19 protein-coding genes are annotated in these 18,291 nt (G+C 42.1%); all 19 read left to right on the forward strand.

Annotated features, from left to right (window positions below):
* Positions 1–15: 15 nt before the first annotated feature.
* The 19 genes from ADA55_RS13410 to ADA55_RS13500 all read left to right on the forward strand — a co-directional run bounded on the left by ADA55_RS13410 (position 16) and on the right by ADA55_RS13500 (position 18,131).
* The gene (locus ADA55_RS13410; RefSeq protein ID WP_048684597.1) at positions 16–726 is read left to right on the forward strand and encodes a DUF881 domain-containing protein; all 711 of its coding nucleotides are present in this window, start codon (positions 16–18) and stop codon (positions 724–726) included.
* Positions 726–1,091, forward strand: a complete 366-nt coding sequence (locus ADA55_RS13415; protein ID WP_034313884.1) for a small basic family protein — start codon at positions 726–728, stop codon at positions 1,089–1,091. Before ADA55_RS13410 ends, ADA55_RS13415 begins: the two co-directional genes overlap by 1 nt.
* Positions 1,092–1,346: 255 nt before the next feature.
* Entirely contained in the window at positions 1,347–2,645 is a 1,299-nt protein-coding gene (gene ftsA, locus ADA55_RS13420) for a cell division protein FtsA (protein WP_034313882.1), read from the forward strand.
* A gap of 44 nt (positions 2,646–2,689) precedes the next feature.
* On the forward strand, positions 2,690–3,847 hold the full coding sequence (ftsZ, locus tag ADA55_RS13425) for a cell division protein FtsZ (RefSeq protein ID WP_034313879.1): 1,158 nt from the start codon (positions 2,690–2,692) through the stop codon (positions 3,845–3,847).
* 372 nt (positions 3,848–4,219) lie between these two features.
* On the forward strand, positions 4,220–5,146 hold the full coding sequence (gene spoIIGA, locus ADA55_RS13430; RefSeq protein ID WP_048684599.1) for a sigma-E processing peptidase SpoIIGA: 927 nt from the start codon (positions 4,220–4,222) through the stop codon (positions 5,144–5,146).
* 58 nt (positions 5,147–5,204) lie between these two features.
* Positions 5,205–5,924: an RNA polymerase sporulation sigma factor SigE gene (gene sigE, locus ADA55_RS13435; protein WP_034313874.1), complete on the forward strand. Its 720-nt coding sequence runs from the start codon at positions 5,205–5,207 to the stop codon at positions 5,922–5,924.
* A gap of 150 nt (positions 5,925–6,074) precedes the next feature.
* The gene (gene sigG, locus ADA55_RS13440; RefSeq protein WP_034313871.1) at positions 6,075–6,854 is read left to right on the forward strand and encodes an RNA polymerase sporulation sigma factor SigG; all 780 of its coding nucleotides are present in this window, start codon (positions 6,075–6,077) and stop codon (positions 6,852–6,854) included.
* A 228-nt stretch (positions 6,855–7,082) separates the two neighbouring features.
* Positions 7,083–7,352, forward strand: coding sequence for a YlmC/YmxH family sporulation protein (locus tag ADA55_RS13445; protein WP_034313870.1), 270 nt, complete (start codon positions 7,083–7,085; stop codon positions 7,350–7,352).
* Between the two features lie 55 nt (positions 7,353–7,407).
* Positions 7,408–8,235, forward strand: a complete 828-nt coding sequence (gene pgeF / locus ADA55_RS13450) for a peptidoglycan editing factor PgeF (protein ID WP_048684601.1) — start codon at positions 7,408–7,410, stop codon at positions 8,233–8,235.
* Between the two features lie 2 nt (positions 8,236–8,237).
* Entirely contained in the window at positions 8,238–8,909 is a 672-nt protein-coding gene (locus ADA55_RS13455; RefSeq protein ID WP_048684603.1) for a YggS family pyridoxal phosphate-dependent enzyme, read from the forward strand.
* A 21-nt stretch (positions 8,910–8,930) separates the two neighbouring features.
* A complete protein-coding gene (locus tag ADA55_RS13460; protein WP_034313864.1) occupies positions 8,931–9,395 on the forward strand; it encodes a cell division protein SepF in 465 nt (154 codons plus the stop codon).
* 6 nt (positions 9,396–9,401) lie between these two features.
* Positions 9,402–9,668, forward strand: coding sequence for a YggT family protein (locus ADA55_RS13465; protein ID WP_034313862.1), 267 nt, complete (start codon positions 9,402–9,404; stop codon positions 9,666–9,668).
* 133 nt (positions 9,669–9,801) lie between these two features.
* Positions 9,802–10,575, forward strand: coding sequence for an RNA-binding protein (locus ADA55_RS13470; RefSeq protein ID WP_048684605.1), 774 nt, complete (start codon positions 9,802–9,804; stop codon positions 10,573–10,575).
* Positions 10,576–10,660: 85 nt separating this feature from the next.
* Entirely contained in the window at positions 10,661–11,176 is a 516-nt protein-coding gene (locus tag ADA55_RS13475; protein WP_034313857.1) for a DivIVA domain-containing protein, read from the forward strand.
* 394 nt (positions 11,177–11,570) lie between these two features.
* Entirely contained in the window at positions 11,571–14,339 is a 2,769-nt protein-coding gene (ileS, locus tag ADA55_RS13480) for an isoleucine--tRNA ligase (RefSeq protein ID WP_048684607.1), read from the forward strand.
* 206 nt (positions 14,340–14,545) lie between these two features.
* Complete coding sequence (gene lspA, locus ADA55_RS13485; protein ID WP_048684609.1) at positions 14,546–15,016, forward strand: signal peptidase II; 471 nt, start codon at positions 14,546–14,548, stop codon at positions 15,014–15,016.
* The gene (locus tag ADA55_RS13490; RefSeq protein WP_034313849.1) at positions 15,009–15,926 is read left to right on the forward strand and encodes an RluA family pseudouridine synthase; all 918 of its coding nucleotides are present in this window, start codon (positions 15,009–15,011) and stop codon (positions 15,924–15,926) included. Before lspA ends, ADA55_RS13490 begins: the two co-directional genes overlap by 8 nt.
* Positions 15,927–16,122: 196 nt before the next feature.
* Positions 16,123–16,665 (forward strand): bifunctional pyr operon transcriptional regulator/uracil phosphoribosyltransferase PyrR, encoded by a 543-nt coding sequence (pyrR, locus tag ADA55_RS13495; RefSeq protein ID WP_048684666.1) that lies wholly within the window; start codon positions 16,123–16,125, stop codon positions 16,663–16,665.
* Between the two features lie 176 nt (positions 16,666–16,841).
* Complete coding sequence (locus tag ADA55_RS13500; RefSeq protein ID WP_082162855.1) at positions 16,842–18,131, forward strand: solute carrier family 23 protein; 1,290 nt, start codon at positions 16,842–16,844, stop codon at positions 18,129–18,131.
* Positions 18,132–18,291: the final 160 nt, after the last annotated feature.

The following is an 18,291-nucleotide window of genomic DNA, read 5'->3' on the forward strand; positions in this document are numbered from 1 at the left end:
GGTGAGAAACTGGAAATGAAAAAAAAGCTTTCTTTTAGTTTGGTTACGTTGATTGCTGGCTTCATGCTCGCTATTCAATTCAATTTGGTGAATCAGCCTGTCGTATCCGATACAAGGGATATGTGGGAACTGAAAAATGATTTATTGAAAGAACAGCAGACCCAGGCGGAATTAATAGAGGGTATCAGTAAGCTTGAGGGAAAAATAGCATCTTATGAAACAAAGAAAAATGAGAGTAAGGAAGAAGTCTTGCGTGATACCCTGATCGAATTGAAGACTGACGCAGGTTTGACCGAAATAAGAGGTAATGGGGTAGTCATATCTATACAGCCTATCAAGGCCGATATCCTTCTCGGTGAGAAGGTCGAGTATATTTCACCAGTATTGATCATTCGGCTCATTAATGAAATGTATAGGTATGGCGCTGACGAAATTTCCATTTCAGGACAAAGGTATATATCAACATCGGTTATTCGTGATATTAATGGGCAGCCGAAAATGGACGGATATCCTCTGGTTCATTACCCGGTCGAAGTGCAGGCAATAACCGTTAATCCAAAGAAACTGAAGCAGCGCATTGAAGGTTCCGAACTTATGGATGATTTCTTTATAGACAATTTTGAAGTGCAGATTAAGGTGCCTTCCGGCGAGTTGACATTGCCGGCTTATCAAAATGCTATTAACGTGGAACATATGGAACCCATTATGAATGGGGGGGAATCGTGATGTGGCTTTCAGTTTTTGGTCTGTTGATTGGAATCACCCTTGGTTTTTTGGTGGATTTTGATATTCCCCATGAATATTCAAATTATCTCTCCATTGCCGTGCTTGCTGCTTTTGATACCTTATTTGGGGGAATACGGGCTCATTTGCAAAATCTTTATGATGAAGTTGTATTTGTAACAGGATTCTTCTTTAATATTATTTTAGCCGCAGGTTTGGCTTTTCTAGGTGTACATCTTGGTGTAGACTTATATTTAGCCGCAATCTTTGTATTCGGTGTCAGGCTCTTTCAAAATATTGCCCTGATTAGAAGGATCCTGATTGAAAAATGGTCCATTTCCCGGAAAAAGCAGAAAAAAAATCTATAATTTTAAAGGGAATTAAGTTATAAATGACGAATAGTTTATGGCAGTATCTAGTTTTTTTAGTAAATCAGTCTCGTAGAGAAGCGAACAATATACACCATAAAGTACGAGTTTTGTTCGGGAAATACAAAATGAAACGCTTATCTATGTAATTCGTCAGTTGTTGTAAACAGTTCTGTTATTCTATAATGTATAAGTCTTCGATATAAAGATGTTATTCTACTAATACATGTATAAAACTGAAGGAGGTGCCATGGAATGAACAGCAACGAAATATACGTAAGTCTTGACATCGGTACATCCAGTGTAAAAGTTATCATTGGGGAAATGGTCAATGACACATTAAATATAATCGGTGTAGGAAATGTTAAATCAGAAGGGCTCAAAAAGGGTTCGATCGTCGGTATAGATGAAACCGTCCAATCCATTCAAAAGGCTATAGAGCAAGCAGAACGGATGATAGGGATGGAGATAACAAAAGTAATCGTCGGCATAAGCGGAAATCATGTGACGCTTCAGCCGTGTCATGGGGTAGTAGCGGTATCCAGTGACAATAAAGAGATTACCGAGCATGACGTTTTCCGTGTCAGGGAAGCAGCGGAGTTAATAACGATACCATCCGACAGGGAAATCATCGACGTGGTGCCGATTCACTACAAAGTTGATGAACTTGATGAAATCAGTGATCCACGGGGCATGATAGGTGTCCGGTTGGAAATGAGAGGGATTTTAATCACAGGTCTTCGGACAATTTTACATAATACGCTGCGCTGTGTGGAAAGGGCAGGATTGGAAATAACCGATATCGCCCTTCAGCCCTTAGCCGCAGGTTCCCTTGTTTTATCCAAGGATGAAAAAGAACTTGGTGTGGCACTTGTCGATATTGGCGGGGGTTCCACGACCCTGGCAATTTTCGAACAAGGCTATTTACAATATACGTCTGTGATACCTATAGGCGGGGAAACACTTACGAAAGACCTTTCCATCGTTCTAAGGACGACTATGGAAGAAGCTGAGAAAATAAAAGTGAAGCATGGACATGCCTTTTATGATGACGCGTCTGAAGATGAAGTATTCCAAATACCGATCATCGGCAGCGATCAGCAACAGACCTGCAACCAGTTAATGCTTTCGGATATCATTGAAGCGCGGGTGACCGAAATATTCGAGTTGATTCAAGATGATTTGAAGAGACTTGGCTTCCAGGATATACCGGGTGGTTTCGTGTTGACCGGGGGCGTCGTCAAGATGCCGGGTGTCCTGGAGCTAGCTCAATATGTGTTCCAAAACCGAGTAAGGACAGCTGAACCCAATTACATCGGTGTTAGGGAACCCCAATACACCACGGCTGTTGGTTTGATTAAACACGCATGCAAGAAAGAGAGAATGCAAAAAAACACCGCTAATAAAACTCCTGTAGCAGCTGGACAAGCTCAAGAAGATAACGACCAGCGCAGCCAGAAGGTTTCTCAGAAAAATAAAGAGAACACGGCTAAAAAACAAGGTGAAAAAGGTGAATCTAAATTCAAAAAAATCCTGGGTTACTTTTTTGAATAACAATCATTAAGAATCGGGAATTTCGTCAAAATAGGAGGATTGTCATGTTGGAGTTTGATTCTAATCTAGAACAATTAGCAACGATAAAAGTAATAGGTGTTGGCGGCGGCGGAAACAATGCGGTAAACAGAATGATCGAGCATGGTGTACAGGGTGTTGAGTTTATTTCAGTCAATACTGACGCACAGGCTCTTAATCTATCAAAAGCAGAAATCAAAATGCAAATCGGTGGGAAGCTTACACGCGGTTTGGGTGCAGGTGCCAATCCAGAGGTAGGAAAAAAGGCTGCTGAAGAAAGCAAAGAGCAGATTGAAGAAGCGCTTAAAGGTGCCGATATGGTATTCGTAACGGCTGGAATGGGCGGCGGTACGGGAACGGGGGCAGCTCCTGTCATAGCGGGCATTGCTAAAGATCTAGGGGCCCTTACAGTGGGTGTAGTTACACGTCCATTTACTTTCGAAGGCCGAAAACGTGCAACACAGGCACAAGGCGGCATTTCATCCATGAAGGAATCGGTTGACACACTGATCGTCATTCCGAACGACCGCCTCCTTGAAATCGTCGATAAAAGCACGCCAATGCTTGAAGCATTCCGTGAAGCGGATAATGTACTTCGCCAAGGTGTACAAGGGATTTCAGATTTAATTGCTGTTCCAGGTCTTATTAACTTGGACTTTGCCGATGTGAAGACGATCATGTCCAACAAAGGTTCAGCTCTTATGGGAATCGGGATTTCCTCCGGGGAAAACCGTGCGGCGGAAGCGGCGAAAAAAGCCATTTCCAGTCCGTTGCTTGAAACATCGATTGATGGCGCCCAAGGCGTACTGATGAATATTACCGGTGGTACGAACCTAAGTCTTTTTGAAGTCCAGGAAGCGGCAGATATCGTGGCTACAGCATCCGATCAAGACGTCAACATGATTTTTGGTTCTGTTATCAATGAAAACCTTAAAGACGAAATCGTCGTTACGGTAATTGCTACAGGATTTAACGAGGTTGAAGCTTCAATTCGGCCTACTGGACGTCCAACACTCGGACAGCAGCAGCAATCAAGACCTCAGACACAACAAACGCCACAGTCTAACGTGAAGCGTGAAGTGAAGAGGGAAGAAGTCAATGAACAGCCTGCACGTAATGCCAATCAAGGTGATGAGGCTTTGGATATTCCAACATTCCTCCGTAACCGTAACAGACGCCGTTAATACCGACGTTATATGCCGTTCCCATTTGGGGACGGTTTTTTGTCGTTAATAAAATGCATTCCTAGACGGAATTGTGCTGGATGTTGCCTGGGCAGAAGGGAGCTTCCGTCTTTTGTTCACTTCCATTCATTAATGTAAAAAGATGAGAGAGAAATTATTAAACTTTTATAACATAAATCGACAGCAGTAAAAGGGAGCAGGATAGTCTCTAAGACAGTATTGAAAATATCAATAGCTGATTTTCTACAAAAAGGGTAAAAATGACTGAAAAACTCTTAAGTTTTCAGTACAAAAAGTGACACACTTTCTTAGGGCAGGTACGCTATACTTTTTGCTAGTGGAAGGTTAGTTCATATAAGGAGGGGAGGGTGTTTGACTTTATATTTAGATGTGATCTGGTTATTGAATTGGTTATTTGACTGCCTCCTTTTATATTGGACCGCAATCATTCTCAAACGAAGGGTAGCTCTTTGGCGGGTATGCATCGGCGGATTGATTGGTTCCTTCATTATCGTATTGGCATTCACTCCTTTTTATGCAATTGCCGACCGGGTATACATGAAGATTTTAGTATCCATGGTCATGGTGCTGGCAACCTTTGGGTTTAATAGGTTAAAACTATTCGTGAAATCGGTGGCCACTTTATATTTTGTGACATTTTTATCGGGAGGAATCCTTCTGGGACTTCACTACCTATTTGAATTCCAAATCGTGTCCAAGGACCCTGGTCAATATGCCGGAATCAATCGTTTTGGCGACCCTGTCAGCTGGATATTCGTCATGATCGGGTTCCCGCTCGCATGGCAATTTTCCAAGCGAACACTAGAAGGGATGGAAATGACCAAGCTCACACATGAACAAATGGTTTCGGTCTCGGTTAAAATTTCTGACTTTGAAGGAACGTTTCATGGATTGGTGGATAGCGGCAATCAACTATATGACCCGATTACACGTTCCCCAGTAATGATCATTTCTCTTTCAGGCGCGGAAACAGGAATTCCGAATGATATGCTAGAGCTCTTTAAAAACCCCGATACCCTGATTAGTCAGGAAGTGCAGCCTGAATATTCATGGACAGGAAGAATGCGTGTCATCCCTTATAAAGTCGTAGGGCATGAACATCAGCTGTTAACCGCAATCAAACCGGATTATATTAAAATCGTTCAAGGAGAAAAAGAATTTCATGTCAAGCAGGGTCTCATTTCGTTTACCTTTCAACAACTCTCTCCCAACAATAGCTATCAATCTATCGTTCACCCGAAGATGTTAACCGGCATACCGGTGCAAACTGCCTCCTGAACCACCGATTCACTCTTAAATTTGACCCATAATCCGTTTATTAGAAGGGAGAATTATTTTGAAGAAATTCATTCTTCGGCTTACTTACTTTTGGTACAAACTATTGTTCAAGCTCGGATTGAAAACGGACGAAATATTTTATATAGGAGGGAGTGAGGCACTGCCGCCGCCCCTTTCAAAGGAAGAAGAGGCAATACTGATCAATAAATTACCAAATGGCGATGAAGCTGCACGCTCGATCTTGATTGAACGTAATTTAAGGCTGGTTGTTTATATTGCCAGGAAATTCGAAAATACAGGCATCAACATTGAAGATTTAATCAGCATAGGCACCATAGGTTTGATCAAAGCTGTGAATACATTCAATCCTGAGAAGAAAATAAAACTGGCTACATATGCATCGAGATGCATCGAGAATGAAATATTGATGTATTTACGCAGAAATAACAAGATCCGCTCTGAAGTTTCTTTTGATGAACCTCTGAATATTGATTGGGATGGAAATGAACTTCTGTTATCCGATGTACTGGGAACGGATGATGACATTATCACGAAAGACCTTGAGGCAAACGTTGACCGTAAGTTGCTGACAAAAGCACTTACACAGTTATCGGAACGTGAAAAACAGATAATGGAACTCCGTTTTGGACTTGCAGGAGGAGAAGAAAAAACCCAAAAGGACGTTGCCGACATGCTGGGCATTTCCCAATCTTACATTTCGCGTTTGGAAAAACGGATTATTAAGAGGCTTCGTAAAGAATTTAATAAAATGGTGTAAAAAAATAAAGTGCTTGAATGTCAATCAAATCAATACTTCGGTAGCTATATTGAAAAATAATCGGGATTTTCTGTTCTAGCCATGTGCATATTTTTTCCTCCCGCGGAAATACTGTTTTTTGTACAGCGCTCCTGTGAGGAGGGAATAATTTTGTCTCGTAATAAGGTTGAAATCTGCGGTGTGGATACATCAAAATTACCGGTTTTAAAGAATGAAGAAATGAGAAAACTCTTTAAAGAACTGCAAGATGGCGATATTTCAGCAAGAGAGAAACTGGTAAACGGGAATCTTCGACTCGTTCTAAGCGTCATTCAACGCTTCAACAATCGGGGAGAGTATGTAGATGATCTATTTCAGGTAGGCTGTATAGGGTTGATGAAGTCGATAGATAACTTTGACCTAGGTCAAAATGTTAAGTTTTCAACGTATGCTGTACCGATGATTATTGGGGAAATCAGAAGATATCTTCGTGACAATAATCCGATTCGGGTATCCCGTTCTTTAAGAGACATCGCTTACAAAGCTTTGCAGGTAAAAGAAAAGCTCATAAGCCAGACCCTTCGTGAGCCGACAGCTGAAGAAATCGCCAAGGTGTTGGAAGTACCTCATGAAGAAATTGTTTTTGCACTAGATGCTATACAAGATCCAGTTTCACTTTTTGAACCGATTTATAATGATGGCGGGGATCCGATTTATGTACTCGACCAACTGAGTGATGAAAAAAATAAAGATAGTACCTGGATTGATGAAATAGCTATAAATGAAGGCATGAGACGGTTGAATGACCGGGAAAAAATGATCCTTCGCAAACGGTTTTTCCAAGGGAAGACGCAAATGGAGGTAGCCGAGGAAATCGGCATTTCACAAGCACAGGTCTCCCGCTTGGAAAAAGCGGCAATCAAGCAAATGAATAAAAATATCCAACAGTAGAAGCTGAGCATGAGAAAAAGTTAGCTGAAGCGGGCAGGGCAAAAATGTCGATACCCGCTTCATAGCTACTTATCCATTGCGGCTTTTTTATTTTGTTGAAAATCCCTTCCGGAAGGGATCGTGAATCGGGGACGTTTATTTATCGTAATCTTCATCCTTGAGCGCATCTTGTCATATACATAGGAATAGGACCTTCATCTATGATGAATTTTTGAGGAGCTGAGTGATGTGACCAGGATTTCAGAATTTCAAATAAAGGATATCGTCAATATAGCGGATGGAAAGAAGTTGGGCAATATGTCAGACCTTGAAATAAATACGGCCACGGGGAAAATAGAGGCCATCGTCGTTTCAAATGGTACCCGATTAATGGGTTTTTTTGGAAGAGAACAAGACATTGTGATTCCATGGCGCAAAATAAAAAAAATCGGTGCGGATGTCATACTTGTTGAACATCAGACGGTATTTCAAGGAGAACTGAAAGATGAACGTTTTTAAAGGTGCATGGCGCAAATATATGATACACTAGACTAAAAATAAAGAGGTTTTTAGCATGAAAGAGCCATTTGTTTTAATAAAAGACCAATATATGCTCATTGACAGCTGGAGACAAAAAAATCTCCAGCTCGTAGCGGGCTTCACCACAAAAAATGGGGGAGTCAGTACAGGTGAATTTCAAACATTGAATACCGGTTTTCATGTCGGGGATAAACTTGGTGATGTCCAGGGAAACCGCAGGATTATAGCCGATAAGCTGATGTATCCGCTTAATGAATGGATAGGGGCCGAGCAGACACATGAAACGAATATCCATCAGGTTACCAGCCGCGATTGCGGGAGAGGTGCTGCGGATTATGATTCAGCCTTTAAAGCGACTGATGGATTCTATACGAAGGACCCAAACGTTCTATTGACCCTTTGCTATGCAGACTGCGTGCCCTTATACTTTCTTGCTCCGGCACATGGTATGATTGGGGTGGCACATGCTGGCTGGAAGGGCACGGTTAATGGGATTGCACGAAAAATGGTTGAGGCATGGCTGAATGAGGGTATAAAAGCAAGTGAGATATTTGCTGTTATTGGACCTTCGATTTGTTCGAAATGCTATGTAGTTGATGATTATGTCATGGATTTAGTGCAGAATTTGCTGGTAGATATTGACGAAAAGCCCTATAATTTAATCAGTGAAGGACAATATCAGTTAGACCTTAAGCAACTTAATGCATTGATTCTTCAAAAATCAGGAATTCCAAATAGTCAGATCGACGTTACATCATACTGTACAAGCTGTGATCATGAATTGTTTTTTTCACATCGCCGTGATAACGGGAAGACAGGCAGATTGATGAGTTTTATCGGTTGGAAGGAGGATTTAGAGTAACAGTGAAAGTAGTGGACAATTTAAAAAACATCGAAGAAAAAATAAATATAGCATGTGAAAATAGTGGTAGGGACCGTGAAGCGATAAAGTTGATCGCAGTGACGAAATATGTTTCGGTCGAGAGGGCGAATGAAGCATTGGAAGCGGGAATACTTGATTTGGGCGAAAACCGTGACGAAGGTCTATTGGCTAAATATGAAGTGCTGAAGGACAAGCCAAACTGGCATTATATTGGTTCCATGCAAACACGCAAAGTTAAGAATGTCATCGGTAAAATTTCATATATCCATTCATTGGATCGAATTTCTTTGGCAGAAGAAATTCAAAAACGCGCAAATGAGCCGATAAACTGTTTAGTGCAGGTGAATGTATCTGGTGAGGAATCAAAACATGGTCTGAATCCAGAGGCGACTATTGATTTCATCAAAGGGTTATCTGCTTTTGATAAGGTGAATGTTGCAGGATTGATGACGATGGCTCCATTGACCGATGATGAACGGATTTTGCGGGAATGTTTCCGGAAACTGAAAGGCATCCAGGTCGAAGTACAAGCTTTGGAGTTGAAGCATGCCCCCTGTACTGAATTGTCCATGGGTATGTCCAATGATTTCATGATTGCCATTGAGGAAGGCGCTACAATGATCCGGATTGGTACAGCACTTGTAGGCGAATAATTTTAAGGAGGTACGCTAAAGATGTCGTTCGTATCAAAATTTAAATCTTATTTCGCGCTGGATGATGAGTATGAGTACAGGGATGAAGTGGTGGAAGAAGAGGAGGCTGAACCAAAAGTCGTGAAGTCAGCTAAACAGCAGCAGTCCGCTTCTGCAGGGAATAATACCAATCAGAATATCGTAAGTTTGCAAAGCGTACAGAAATCTTCTAAAGTAGTATTATTGGAGCCGCGTGCTTATGCAGAAGCCCAGGAGGTAGCTGATCATTTGAAAAACAGGCGCGCAGTAGTCGTGAACCTTCAACGAATCCAGCATGACCAAGGAAAGCGAATCATCGATTTTCTAAGTGGGACTGTCTATGCAATCAGCGGGGATATCCAAAAAATCGGAACAGATATATTCTTATGTACCCCGGACAACGTCGATGTTTCCGGTAATATTACCGGCTTCGCCGCCGAAGAGGAGTACGAAGAAGCGAGGTGGTAATGGTTAATGGGTCTAGTGCTTCAGGGTTTATATTATTTAATTGAAATTTATTCAATGGCATTAATCGTTTACATATTGATGTCATGGTTCCCCAATGCAAGGGAGACATCAATCGGTCAATTTTTGGAAAAAATTTGCGAACCGTATTTAGAACCGTTCAGAAAGTTCATTCCGCCACTTGGCATGATTGATCTTTCACCTCTTGTGGCCTTACTGGTTCTTAATTTTGCCAGCGGTTATGGAATCTATTACTTACAGACATTAATTGGATGATCAACAATTAACCTGACATGCATATTACTACACAGTCGGAACATTTCCGCTGTGTAGTTGCAACGCAGAATGAGTTCAATCAATTCCTTATGATCGACCATTAATTTGATAACTAAGGAGCATTTATTCAATCATGAGTATTTATCAGCATTTCAGGCCGGAGGAAAAAGATTTTATCGACCAGGCTATGAATTGGATTGATCAGGTTAAACATTCCTACGCTCCGAAACTATCTGATTTTCTTGATCCGCGTCAGCAGGAAATCCTTACTTCCTTAATAGGGAATGATCCGGAAGCGAAACTGCAATTCAATGGCGGGAGCGATTTCGTAGAGCGAAAACGTGTGCTCATTTTCCCTGATTATTACTCTCCTGAACCATCTGATTTCAATATCTCCTTATACGATATCTCCTATCCAAAAAAATTTGTAACGCTTGAACATAGGCAAATACTTGGAACCTTGATGTCACTAGGGGTAAAACGTGAAAAATTTGGTGATATAATAGTGACGGAAGAGCATATTCAATTTATAGCTGCCGAAGAGATGGATTCATATCTCACTGGGAATCTGGAGAAAATAGGGAATGCTTCCGTTTCCATCAAACGGCTTCCAATCGAGAATATCGTCCAAGTTAAGGAAAAATGGGAAGAGCAAGTAACCACCGTCAGTTCTCTTAGGCTTGACAGTGTGCTATCGGCCGTCCTGAATTTGTCCCGTCAAAAAACCCAGTCCTTGATAACGTCAGGCAAAGTAAAGGTGAATTTCAAGCAAACGGAAAACGTCTCGGAAGAATGCCGTGAGGGTGACACACTTTCCATCAGAGGTTTTGGAAGATGTAAAATAACTTCAATCGATGGGAAAACCAAGAAGGATAAGTGGAGAATCTCGTTAGGCAGACAAAAATAATTCAAGAAAAAGCAGGAATCATAAATTTATTGTCGAATATAGAGTTTTAACATACTAGAGTAGAAACCGTTCTGGAGGTGCCGTAATGCCCTTAACCCCGATAGATATACATAACAAGGAATTTAACAAAGTATTTCGAGGGTATGATGAAGATGAAGTAAATGAATTTCTCGACCAGGTCATTAAAGATTATGAACTGATTTTGAGGGAGAAGAAGGAACTTGAAGATAAACTGAACGAGACTTTCGATCGTTTGGGACATTTTACTACAATTGAGGGTACACTTAACAAGTCGATTATTGTCGCTCAGGAAGCAGCCGAAGAATTAAGGCGCAATGCCCAAAAAGAAGCGAAACTGATCATAAAGGAAGCAGAGAAAAATGCTGACAGGATCGTAAATGAGTCACTTGTGAAAGCAAGGAAAATAGCGATGGATATTGAAGATTTGAAAAAGCAATCCAAAGTATTCCGGACACGTTTCAAAATGCTTGTCGGTGCACAGCTGGATTTGCTGGACAATGACGATTGGGATCATCTTCTGGATTATGAAGTGGATGCGACTGAAATAGAATTAAATGAGAGAGTGGAAGAGGAAATTTAAACGATTCCTTGACTTTGAACACTTTTTTCGCATATAATTTTTTAACAATACAATTCATTATGAAATTAGACGATGACAGGGAAAGTAAATTCTTCACACACTTATTTTTAGCGAACCGGGGATGGTGAAAGCCCGGAATAAGCGAAGATATTGAAGATCACCCTTGAGTTCTGAGTTGAACCTGCTTTTGCAGTAAGTAAATGAAGCGTTTCATTCACGTTACGAATGCTCGAGAGGTTGGATTCACTTCGTGAATCTTTCTAGCCAGGGTGGTACCGCGGGAAGCAAAGCTTTCTCGTCCCTTTTTTAGGGATGAGAGGGCTTTTTATTTTGGCCGGATATCAAGTCATCGGTTCGAATGAATTTTTTTAAAAGACGGATGGAGGATTTTATGATGGAATACAAAGATACCTTATTGATGCCTAAAACTGAATTTCCAATGCGGGGGAATTTGCCGAAGCGTGAACCGGAAATCCAAGAAAAATGGAAAGAAATGAACATCTATAAAAAAGTGCAAGAACAAACGGAAGGACGTCCTTTATTCATTTTGCATGATGGACCTCCATATGCCAACGGCGATATCCACATGGGCCATGCAATGAATAAGGTTTTAAAGGATTTCATTGTCCGATTTAAATCGATGAGCGGTTTTCAAGCACCGTATGTACCTGGCTGGGATACACATGGGCTTCCAATCGAAACGGCATTGACGAAAAAAGGCGTGAAACGGAAAGAAATGAGCGTTGCCGAATTCAGAAAGCTTTGTGAAGAGTATGCTTATGGCCAGATTGACAATCAACGTGAGCAGTTTAAGAGAATAGGGGTCCGTGGTGATTGGGAAAATCCTTATATCACATTGAAGCCTGAATATGAAGCACAGCAAATCAAGGTATTCGGTGAAATGGCGAAAAAAGGCTACATTTATAAAGGGAAAAAACCTGTTTACTGGTCCCCTTCAAGTGAATCAGCGCTAGCCGAAGCTGAAATCGAATATCAAGACAAACGCTCTGCTTCGATCTATGTTGCTTTTGAAGTCACAGATGGCAAAGGTGTAATCGATGAAGGCGTCAAGATCATCATCTGGACGACAACTCCATGGACGATTCCGGCTAATCTTGGTATCTCATTGCATCCGCAATTAAATTATGTAGTAGTGGCTGTCGAAAATGAAAAATTCTTAATTGCTGAGGCACTGCTTGAATCGGTTACGGAAACATTAGGCTGGGAAAACCCGTCCATCCAAAAAACAGTAAAAGGGAGCGAGTTGGACCGTGCTGTTGCCAAACATCCTCTTTATGACCGTGAATCTTTAGTGATGTTAGGTGAGCACGTAACGACTGAAGCTGGAACGGGCTGTGTTCATACTGCGCCAGGCCATGGTGAAGATGACTTTATCATTGGGCAAAAATATGGCTTGGACGTACTTTGTCCTGTAGATGAAAAAGGGGTCATGTCGGAAGAAGCAGGGGAATTTGCCGGATTATTTTATGATCAAGCGAATAAACCGATTACCGAAAAATTAACTGAAGCAGGCGCGTTATTGAACTTGACGTTCATCACGCACTCTTATCCACATGACTGGCGGACGAAGAAGCCAACGATCTTCCGTGCAACAGCACAATGGTTCGCGTCAATCAAGGACTTCCGCAATGAACTTCTGGAAGCGATTGAAGAAACGAAATGGGTACCGGCTTGGGGCGAAACGCGCCTATTCAATATGGTCCGTGACCGTGGGGATTGGTGTATTTCCCGCCAACGCGCTTGGGGCGTGCCAATTCCAGTGTTTTATGCAGAAAATGGCGAGCCGATCATTACGGATGAAACCATCGACCATATTTCAAACCTATTCCGCGAACACGGTTCAAACATCTGGTTTGAGCGTGAAGCGAAAGATCTTCTGCCTGAGGGCTATACACATGAAGGCAGCCCGAATGGTATCTTCACGAAAGAAACGGACATCATGGACGTATGGTTCGATTCCGGTTCTTCTCATCAAGCTGTACTTGAAGAAAGAGACGACTTGCAACGCCCTGCTGACCTTTATTTAGAAGGGTCCGATCAATATCGCGGCTGGTTTAACTCATCACTTTCAACGAGCGTTGCCGTTACAGGCAAAGCACCATATAAAGGTGTACTTAGCCACGGATTCGCATTGGATGGCGAAGGCCGTAAAATGAGTAAGTCGATTGGGAATGTTGTCCTGCCATCCAAGGTCATGAACCAACTGGGTGCAGATATCTTACGCCTTTGGGTAGCTTCGGTGGATTACCAATCGGATGTCAGGGTTTCCGATCCTATTTTAAAACAAGTTTCGGAAGTTTACCGTAAGATCCGTAATACTTTCCGCTTCCTGCTAGGGAACTTGGATGGATTCAATCCTAAGACCGATAAAGTGGCTGTTCAAGAATTGCCTGAAGTCGATCGATACATGCTGGTTAAATTAAATAAACTGATCAAACAGTCGAAGCTAAGTTATGAAAATTATGAGTTTGCTACCATTTATAATATGGTCAATAATTTCTGTACACAGGATTTAAGTTCGTTCTACCTTGATTATGCAAAAGACATTCTTTATTGTGAAGCACCAAATGGGAAAGAGCGTATGGCCATTCAAACGGTCCTTTACGAATCGTTGGTCAGCTTGACTAAATTGGTATCACCGATCCTCTCTCATACAGCTGATGAAGTATGGGCGTTCATTCCGGGTGTAACGGAAGAAAGTGTACAGTTGACATTGATGCCTGAAGAAATTTCCATTGATGATGCTGAAGTCATTGAAGCAAAATGGACGGCGTTCATGGATGTCCGTGATAATGTTCTGAAAGCATTGGAAGAAGCCCGTAACCAGAAGGTCATCGGAAAATCACTGAATGCTAAAGTGACGGTATATGTTAATGAAGAAACGAAAAACCTGCTTGATGGCATCAAGGAAAGCTTTGAACAGCTATTCATCGTATCTGAATTTGAAATCGCTGGAGATGTGGCAAGTGCCCCAGCCGAAGCGGTTAAACTTGAGGATATAGCAATCCTTGTTACAAAAGCAGAAGGTGAAACGTGTGAACGTTGCTGGAATGTTTCGAAGGAAGTAGGTCAAGTGGAGGATCATCCAACACTTTGCCCTCGTTGTGCTACAGTCGTGAAAGAACATTACGTGAATCAATAATTCCTGCAAAAAAGCCGGTCCCTATATGAAGGGCCGGCTTTTTGTGTGAATGAAAGCTAAAGCCCCAATCGGGAATTTTGCCTTTATCCAATCTTCCCGATATTCTTAAGGAACAGTTAGCGGACTTCTGTTTTTCGGATTAGTCATTATTTCTAGTTTATGCTACAATTCAAAAGTGAAGATTTGATTAGTTTGGGGGAAAAAATGTGTTTTATTATTTGATTGCCCTTTTGGTCATAGCTCTCGATCAGCTGACAAAATGGATGATTGTGAAAAAAATGGAGTACGGAGAAAGCATTGAAATTATTGAAAACCTTCTATATATCACCTCGCATCGTAATCGTGGGGCAGCATGGGGAATTCTACAAGGTCAAATGTGGTTTTTCTACATCATCACCATCGCTGTCATTATTGGACTTGTCTATTATATTCAGAAAATGGCGAAGGAAAGCATTTTACTCGGAGTTGCACTTGGTCTCATGCTAGGCGGTGCGATTGGTAATTTCATCGATCGTGTTGTTCGTCAGGAAGTAGTGGATTTCGTTCATACCTATATTTTCAGCTATAGTTTCCCGGTATTTAATGTTGCTGATGCTGCGCTTTCAATTGGTGTCGGACTGCTCGTGATTCATATGTTTTTAGAAGAAAAAAACGCTAAGGAGAAAGATAATGGATAAAAGGTTATACAGCATCGATGAAACACTAAAAGGAGTTAGGATTGATAAGGCCCTTTCCACTTTAAATGAGGAATGGTCTCGCACGCAAGTCCAGCAATGGATCAAGGAAGATCACGTTTTGGTAAATGGCGCGGTTATTAAGACGAATTACAAAGCCGTTCCTGGCGATACAATCGAAGTGACGATTCCAGAACTTGAGGAATTGGATGCGGTAGCAGAGGAAATGGATTTGGATATCTATTATGAAGATGCAGATGTACTCGTGGTTAATAAACCGAGCGGTATGGTCGTCCATCCGGCACCGGGACATGTATCTGGCACGCTTGTAAATGGATTGATGGCTCACTGCAAGGATCTTTCTGGAATCAACGGTGTCATGCGTCCTGGAATCGTCCATCGGATTGACAAAGATACATCAGGGCTATTGATGGTTGCCAAAAATGATATGGCACATGAGAAACTGGTACAGCAGCTCGTTGACAAAACGGTTACCCGTAAGTATCAAGCTGTAGTTCATGGTGTGATCCCTCATGATTTCGGAACGATCGATGCACCGATCGGCCGCGATAAAAAAGATCGCCAAAGCATGACTGTCACAGATTCGAATGCCAAAAATGCTGTCACGCATTTCCGTGTCATCGAACGCTTCAAAGATTTCACTTTGGTGGAATGCCAGCTTGAAACAGGAAGGACACATCAAATCCGTGTTCATATGAAATACATTGGCTTCCCACTGGCGGGAGATCCGAAATATGGTCCGAAAAAGACCCTGAAATTGGATGGACAAGCGTTGCACGCCGGTCTTCTAGGTTTCATTCATCCACGAACAAATGAGTATATGGAATTCGAAGCGCCGATTCCGGAGGAGTTTGAAAATCTAATTAATCAATTACGTAGAAGTAAGGATTGACAAATTCATTTTTTTGATATATTATAATAACAACTTAATAAGAACCTTTAACACAGTTCAGAGAGACTGAGAAGGAAACGGATACGCAAAGTGGGATAATTATGCCCATGGCGATAAAATCCTCATGCCTTCTTGGCATGAGGATTTTTTTGTTGAAATTGACTTATCAGAAAAAAGAATCGGGGTGGCCGACGTGTTGAATGAGAAAGCCATAGTACTTGATGAGCAGGCCATTAGCAGAGCCTTGACGAGGATTGCCCATGAAATCATTGAGAAAAATAAAGGGATTGAGGATTGCGTCTTAATCGGGATACGTACACGCGGGATTTTCCTCGCTGACCGACTTGCAAAGCGCATCAATCAAATAGAAGGCAAGGAAATAGAGCTGGGTGAACTGGATATTACACTTTATCGCGACGACCTTTCGAAAAAGACCAATGATGGGGAACCCATCGTAAAAGGTTCGGACATTCCGGTCAATATCACTGACAAGAAAGTGATTTTAGTGGATGATGTTCTTTTCACAGGCAGAACCGTTAGAGCGGCAATGGATGCTCTGGTGGATTTGGGAAGACCTTCGCAGATCCAGCTTGCCGTATTAGTGGATAGGGGACACAGGGAACTGCCGATTCGCGCGGATTTCGTCGGTAAAAACGTTCCGACTTCCCAATCTGAAAAAATTACAGTTACTTTAACAGAAGTAGATCAAGTAGATCAAGTTACTATATTAGAAAACTAAACACCATGAAAATTTCATATTACCCTTTTAAAGACAGTCCAGAGAGGCTGGCAAAGGGGAGTCAATCGGAAGAGCTATGCCCATGTATAGGCATTTACCTTCTGAGAAACCCTCTTTGTATACTGCAAAGAGGGTTTTTACAGTTTTGATGGAATTTTCATGAGGGGGATACGGAAATGGAAGAAATGAAAAGGGACATCGTACTGGATGTCGAGGACGTGCCAAAGGCTGGACAGTGGATTACGTTAAGCATCCAGCATTTGTTCGCCATGTTCGGCGCAACGGTGCTGGTGCCATTCCTGGTAGGTTTAAGCCCGGCGGTAGCACTGGTTTCAAGCGGGTTGGGAACACTTTCGTACTTATTGATAACGAAAGGTCAGATACCAGCTTATCTCGGTTCATCTTTCGCTTTCATTACGCCAATCATCGCGGCTAAGGCTTTGGGAGGTCCGGAAGCGGCCATGATCGGCTGTTTTGCGGCAGGGTTCATATATGGGATTGTAGCTTTGATCATCCAAAAAGTCGGTTTGAGCTGGTTAATGAATATACTTCCTCCGGTTGTGGTGGGTCCGGTGATTATCGTAATCGGATTAAGCCTTGCCGGAACGGCAGTGGACATGGCAATGTATGATCCGCAAGATAAATACAGCGTCACTTATATAATTATAGCGCTGATCACTTTAGCGGTAACAATCATCTGCAACGTATTCTTTAAGGGATTCATTAACTTGATCCCCATTTTAATGGGAATCCTAGTGGGCTACGGCTGTTCGGCTGTAGCAGGTATAATAGATTATGAACCAATCAAGGCAGCAAAATGGTGGGAAATGCCTGAATTCATGTTTCCGTATGTAACCTATACACCGACCTTCTCATGGGAAGTCATTGCCATCATGGTACCGGTTGCCATCGTAACTTTATCAGAACATATCGGTCACCAGATGGTACTGAGCAAAGTAGTCGGCAGAAACTTTTTGGGAAAGCCAGGTTTGCATCGCTCGATTTTAGGAGATGGCGCAGGAATCATGATTGGGTCCTTCATCGGTGGGCCGCCGCTGACTTCGTATGGTGAAAATATTGGGGTCCTGACTATGACGAAGGCGTACAGTGTCTATATCATCGGAGGGGCGGCATTGACTGCAATCATCTTTGGCTTTAACGGTAAGATTTCAGCAGTCATCAGCTCGATACCTACAGCTGTGATGGGCGGCATTTCCATCTTGCTCTTCGGTATCATCGCCTCAAGTGGATTGAGGATGCTAATTGATAATAAGGTCGACTTTGACAAGAAAAGAAACCTGATGATAGCTTCAGTCATCCTGGTGTTAGGAATCGGAGGGGCGTTCGTACAACTATCGGAAACGGTATCGCTTTCCGGAATGGCACTTTCAGCCATCGTCGGAATCCTTCTTAACTTGATTCTTCCTGACAGGGAAAAAATATCCGGAGATATATTTGGAAAATAAGATATTGCATCAAAACAATAGATCACCTTTTAAAAGAAGTCCAGAGAGGCTTAAAAGGGTGTTGCTGTAAAGATGAATGAGAACGGAGAAAAGTGTAAACCATTCCGTGTCCTCACAATCTTTATGACCTACACCCTGTCCTTAATGGCGGGGTGTTTTT

It is taken from the genome of Bacillus sp. 220_BSPC (genome assembly GCF_001054655.1).
Classification (GTDB): domain Bacteria; phylum Bacillota; class Bacilli; order Bacillales; family DSM-1321; genus Peribacillus; species Peribacillus frigoritolerans.

Excerpts from the sequence above, each read along its gene's own strand:
- ADA55_RS13490 (WP_034313849.1), top strand. The coding sequence starts at position 15,009 with ATGGATAAAAGGTTATACAGCATCGATGAAACACTAAAAGGAGTTAGG.
- ADA55_RS13500 (WP_082162855.1), top strand. The coding sequence starts at position 16,842 with ATGGAAGAAATGAAAAGGGACATCGTACTGGATGTCGAGGACGTGCCA.
- ADA55_RS13465 (WP_034313862.1), top strand. The coding sequence starts at position 9,402 with ATGGGTCTAGTGCTTCAGGGTTTATATTATTTAATTGAAATTTATTCA.
- ADA55_RS13415 (WP_034313884.1), top strand. The coding sequence starts at position 726 with ATGTGGCTTTCAGTTTTTGGTCTGTTGATTGGAATCACCCTTGGTTTT.
- ftsZ (WP_034313879.1), top strand. The coding sequence starts at position 2,690 with ATGTTGGAGTTTGATTCTAATCTAGAACAATTAGCAACGATAAAAGTA.
- ADA55_RS13460 (WP_034313864.1), top strand. The coding sequence starts at position 8,931 with ATGTCGTTCGTATCAAAATTTAAATCTTATTTCGCGCTGGATGATGAG.
- ADA55_RS13410 (WP_048684597.1), top strand. The coding sequence starts at position 16 with ATGAAAAAAAAGCTTTCTTTTAGTTTGGTTACGTTGATTGCTGGCTTC.
- ADA55_RS13475 (WP_034313857.1), top strand. The coding sequence starts at position 10,661 with ATGCCCTTAACCCCGATAGATATACATAACAAGGAATTTAACAAAGTA.
- ftsA (WP_034313882.1), top strand. The coding sequence starts at position 1,347 with ATGAACAGCAACGAAATATACGTAAGTCTTGACATCGGTACATCCAGT.
- ileS (WP_048684607.1), top strand. The coding sequence starts at position 11,571 with ATGGAATACAAAGATACCTTATTGATGCCTAAAACTGAATTTCCAATG.
- ADA55_RS13470 (WP_048684605.1), top strand. The coding sequence starts at position 9,802 with ATGAGTATTTATCAGCATTTCAGGCCGGAGGAAAAAGATTTTATCGAC.
- pgeF (WP_048684601.1), top strand. The coding sequence starts at position 7,408 with ATGAAAGAGCCATTTGTTTTAATAAAAGACCAATATATGCTCATTGAC.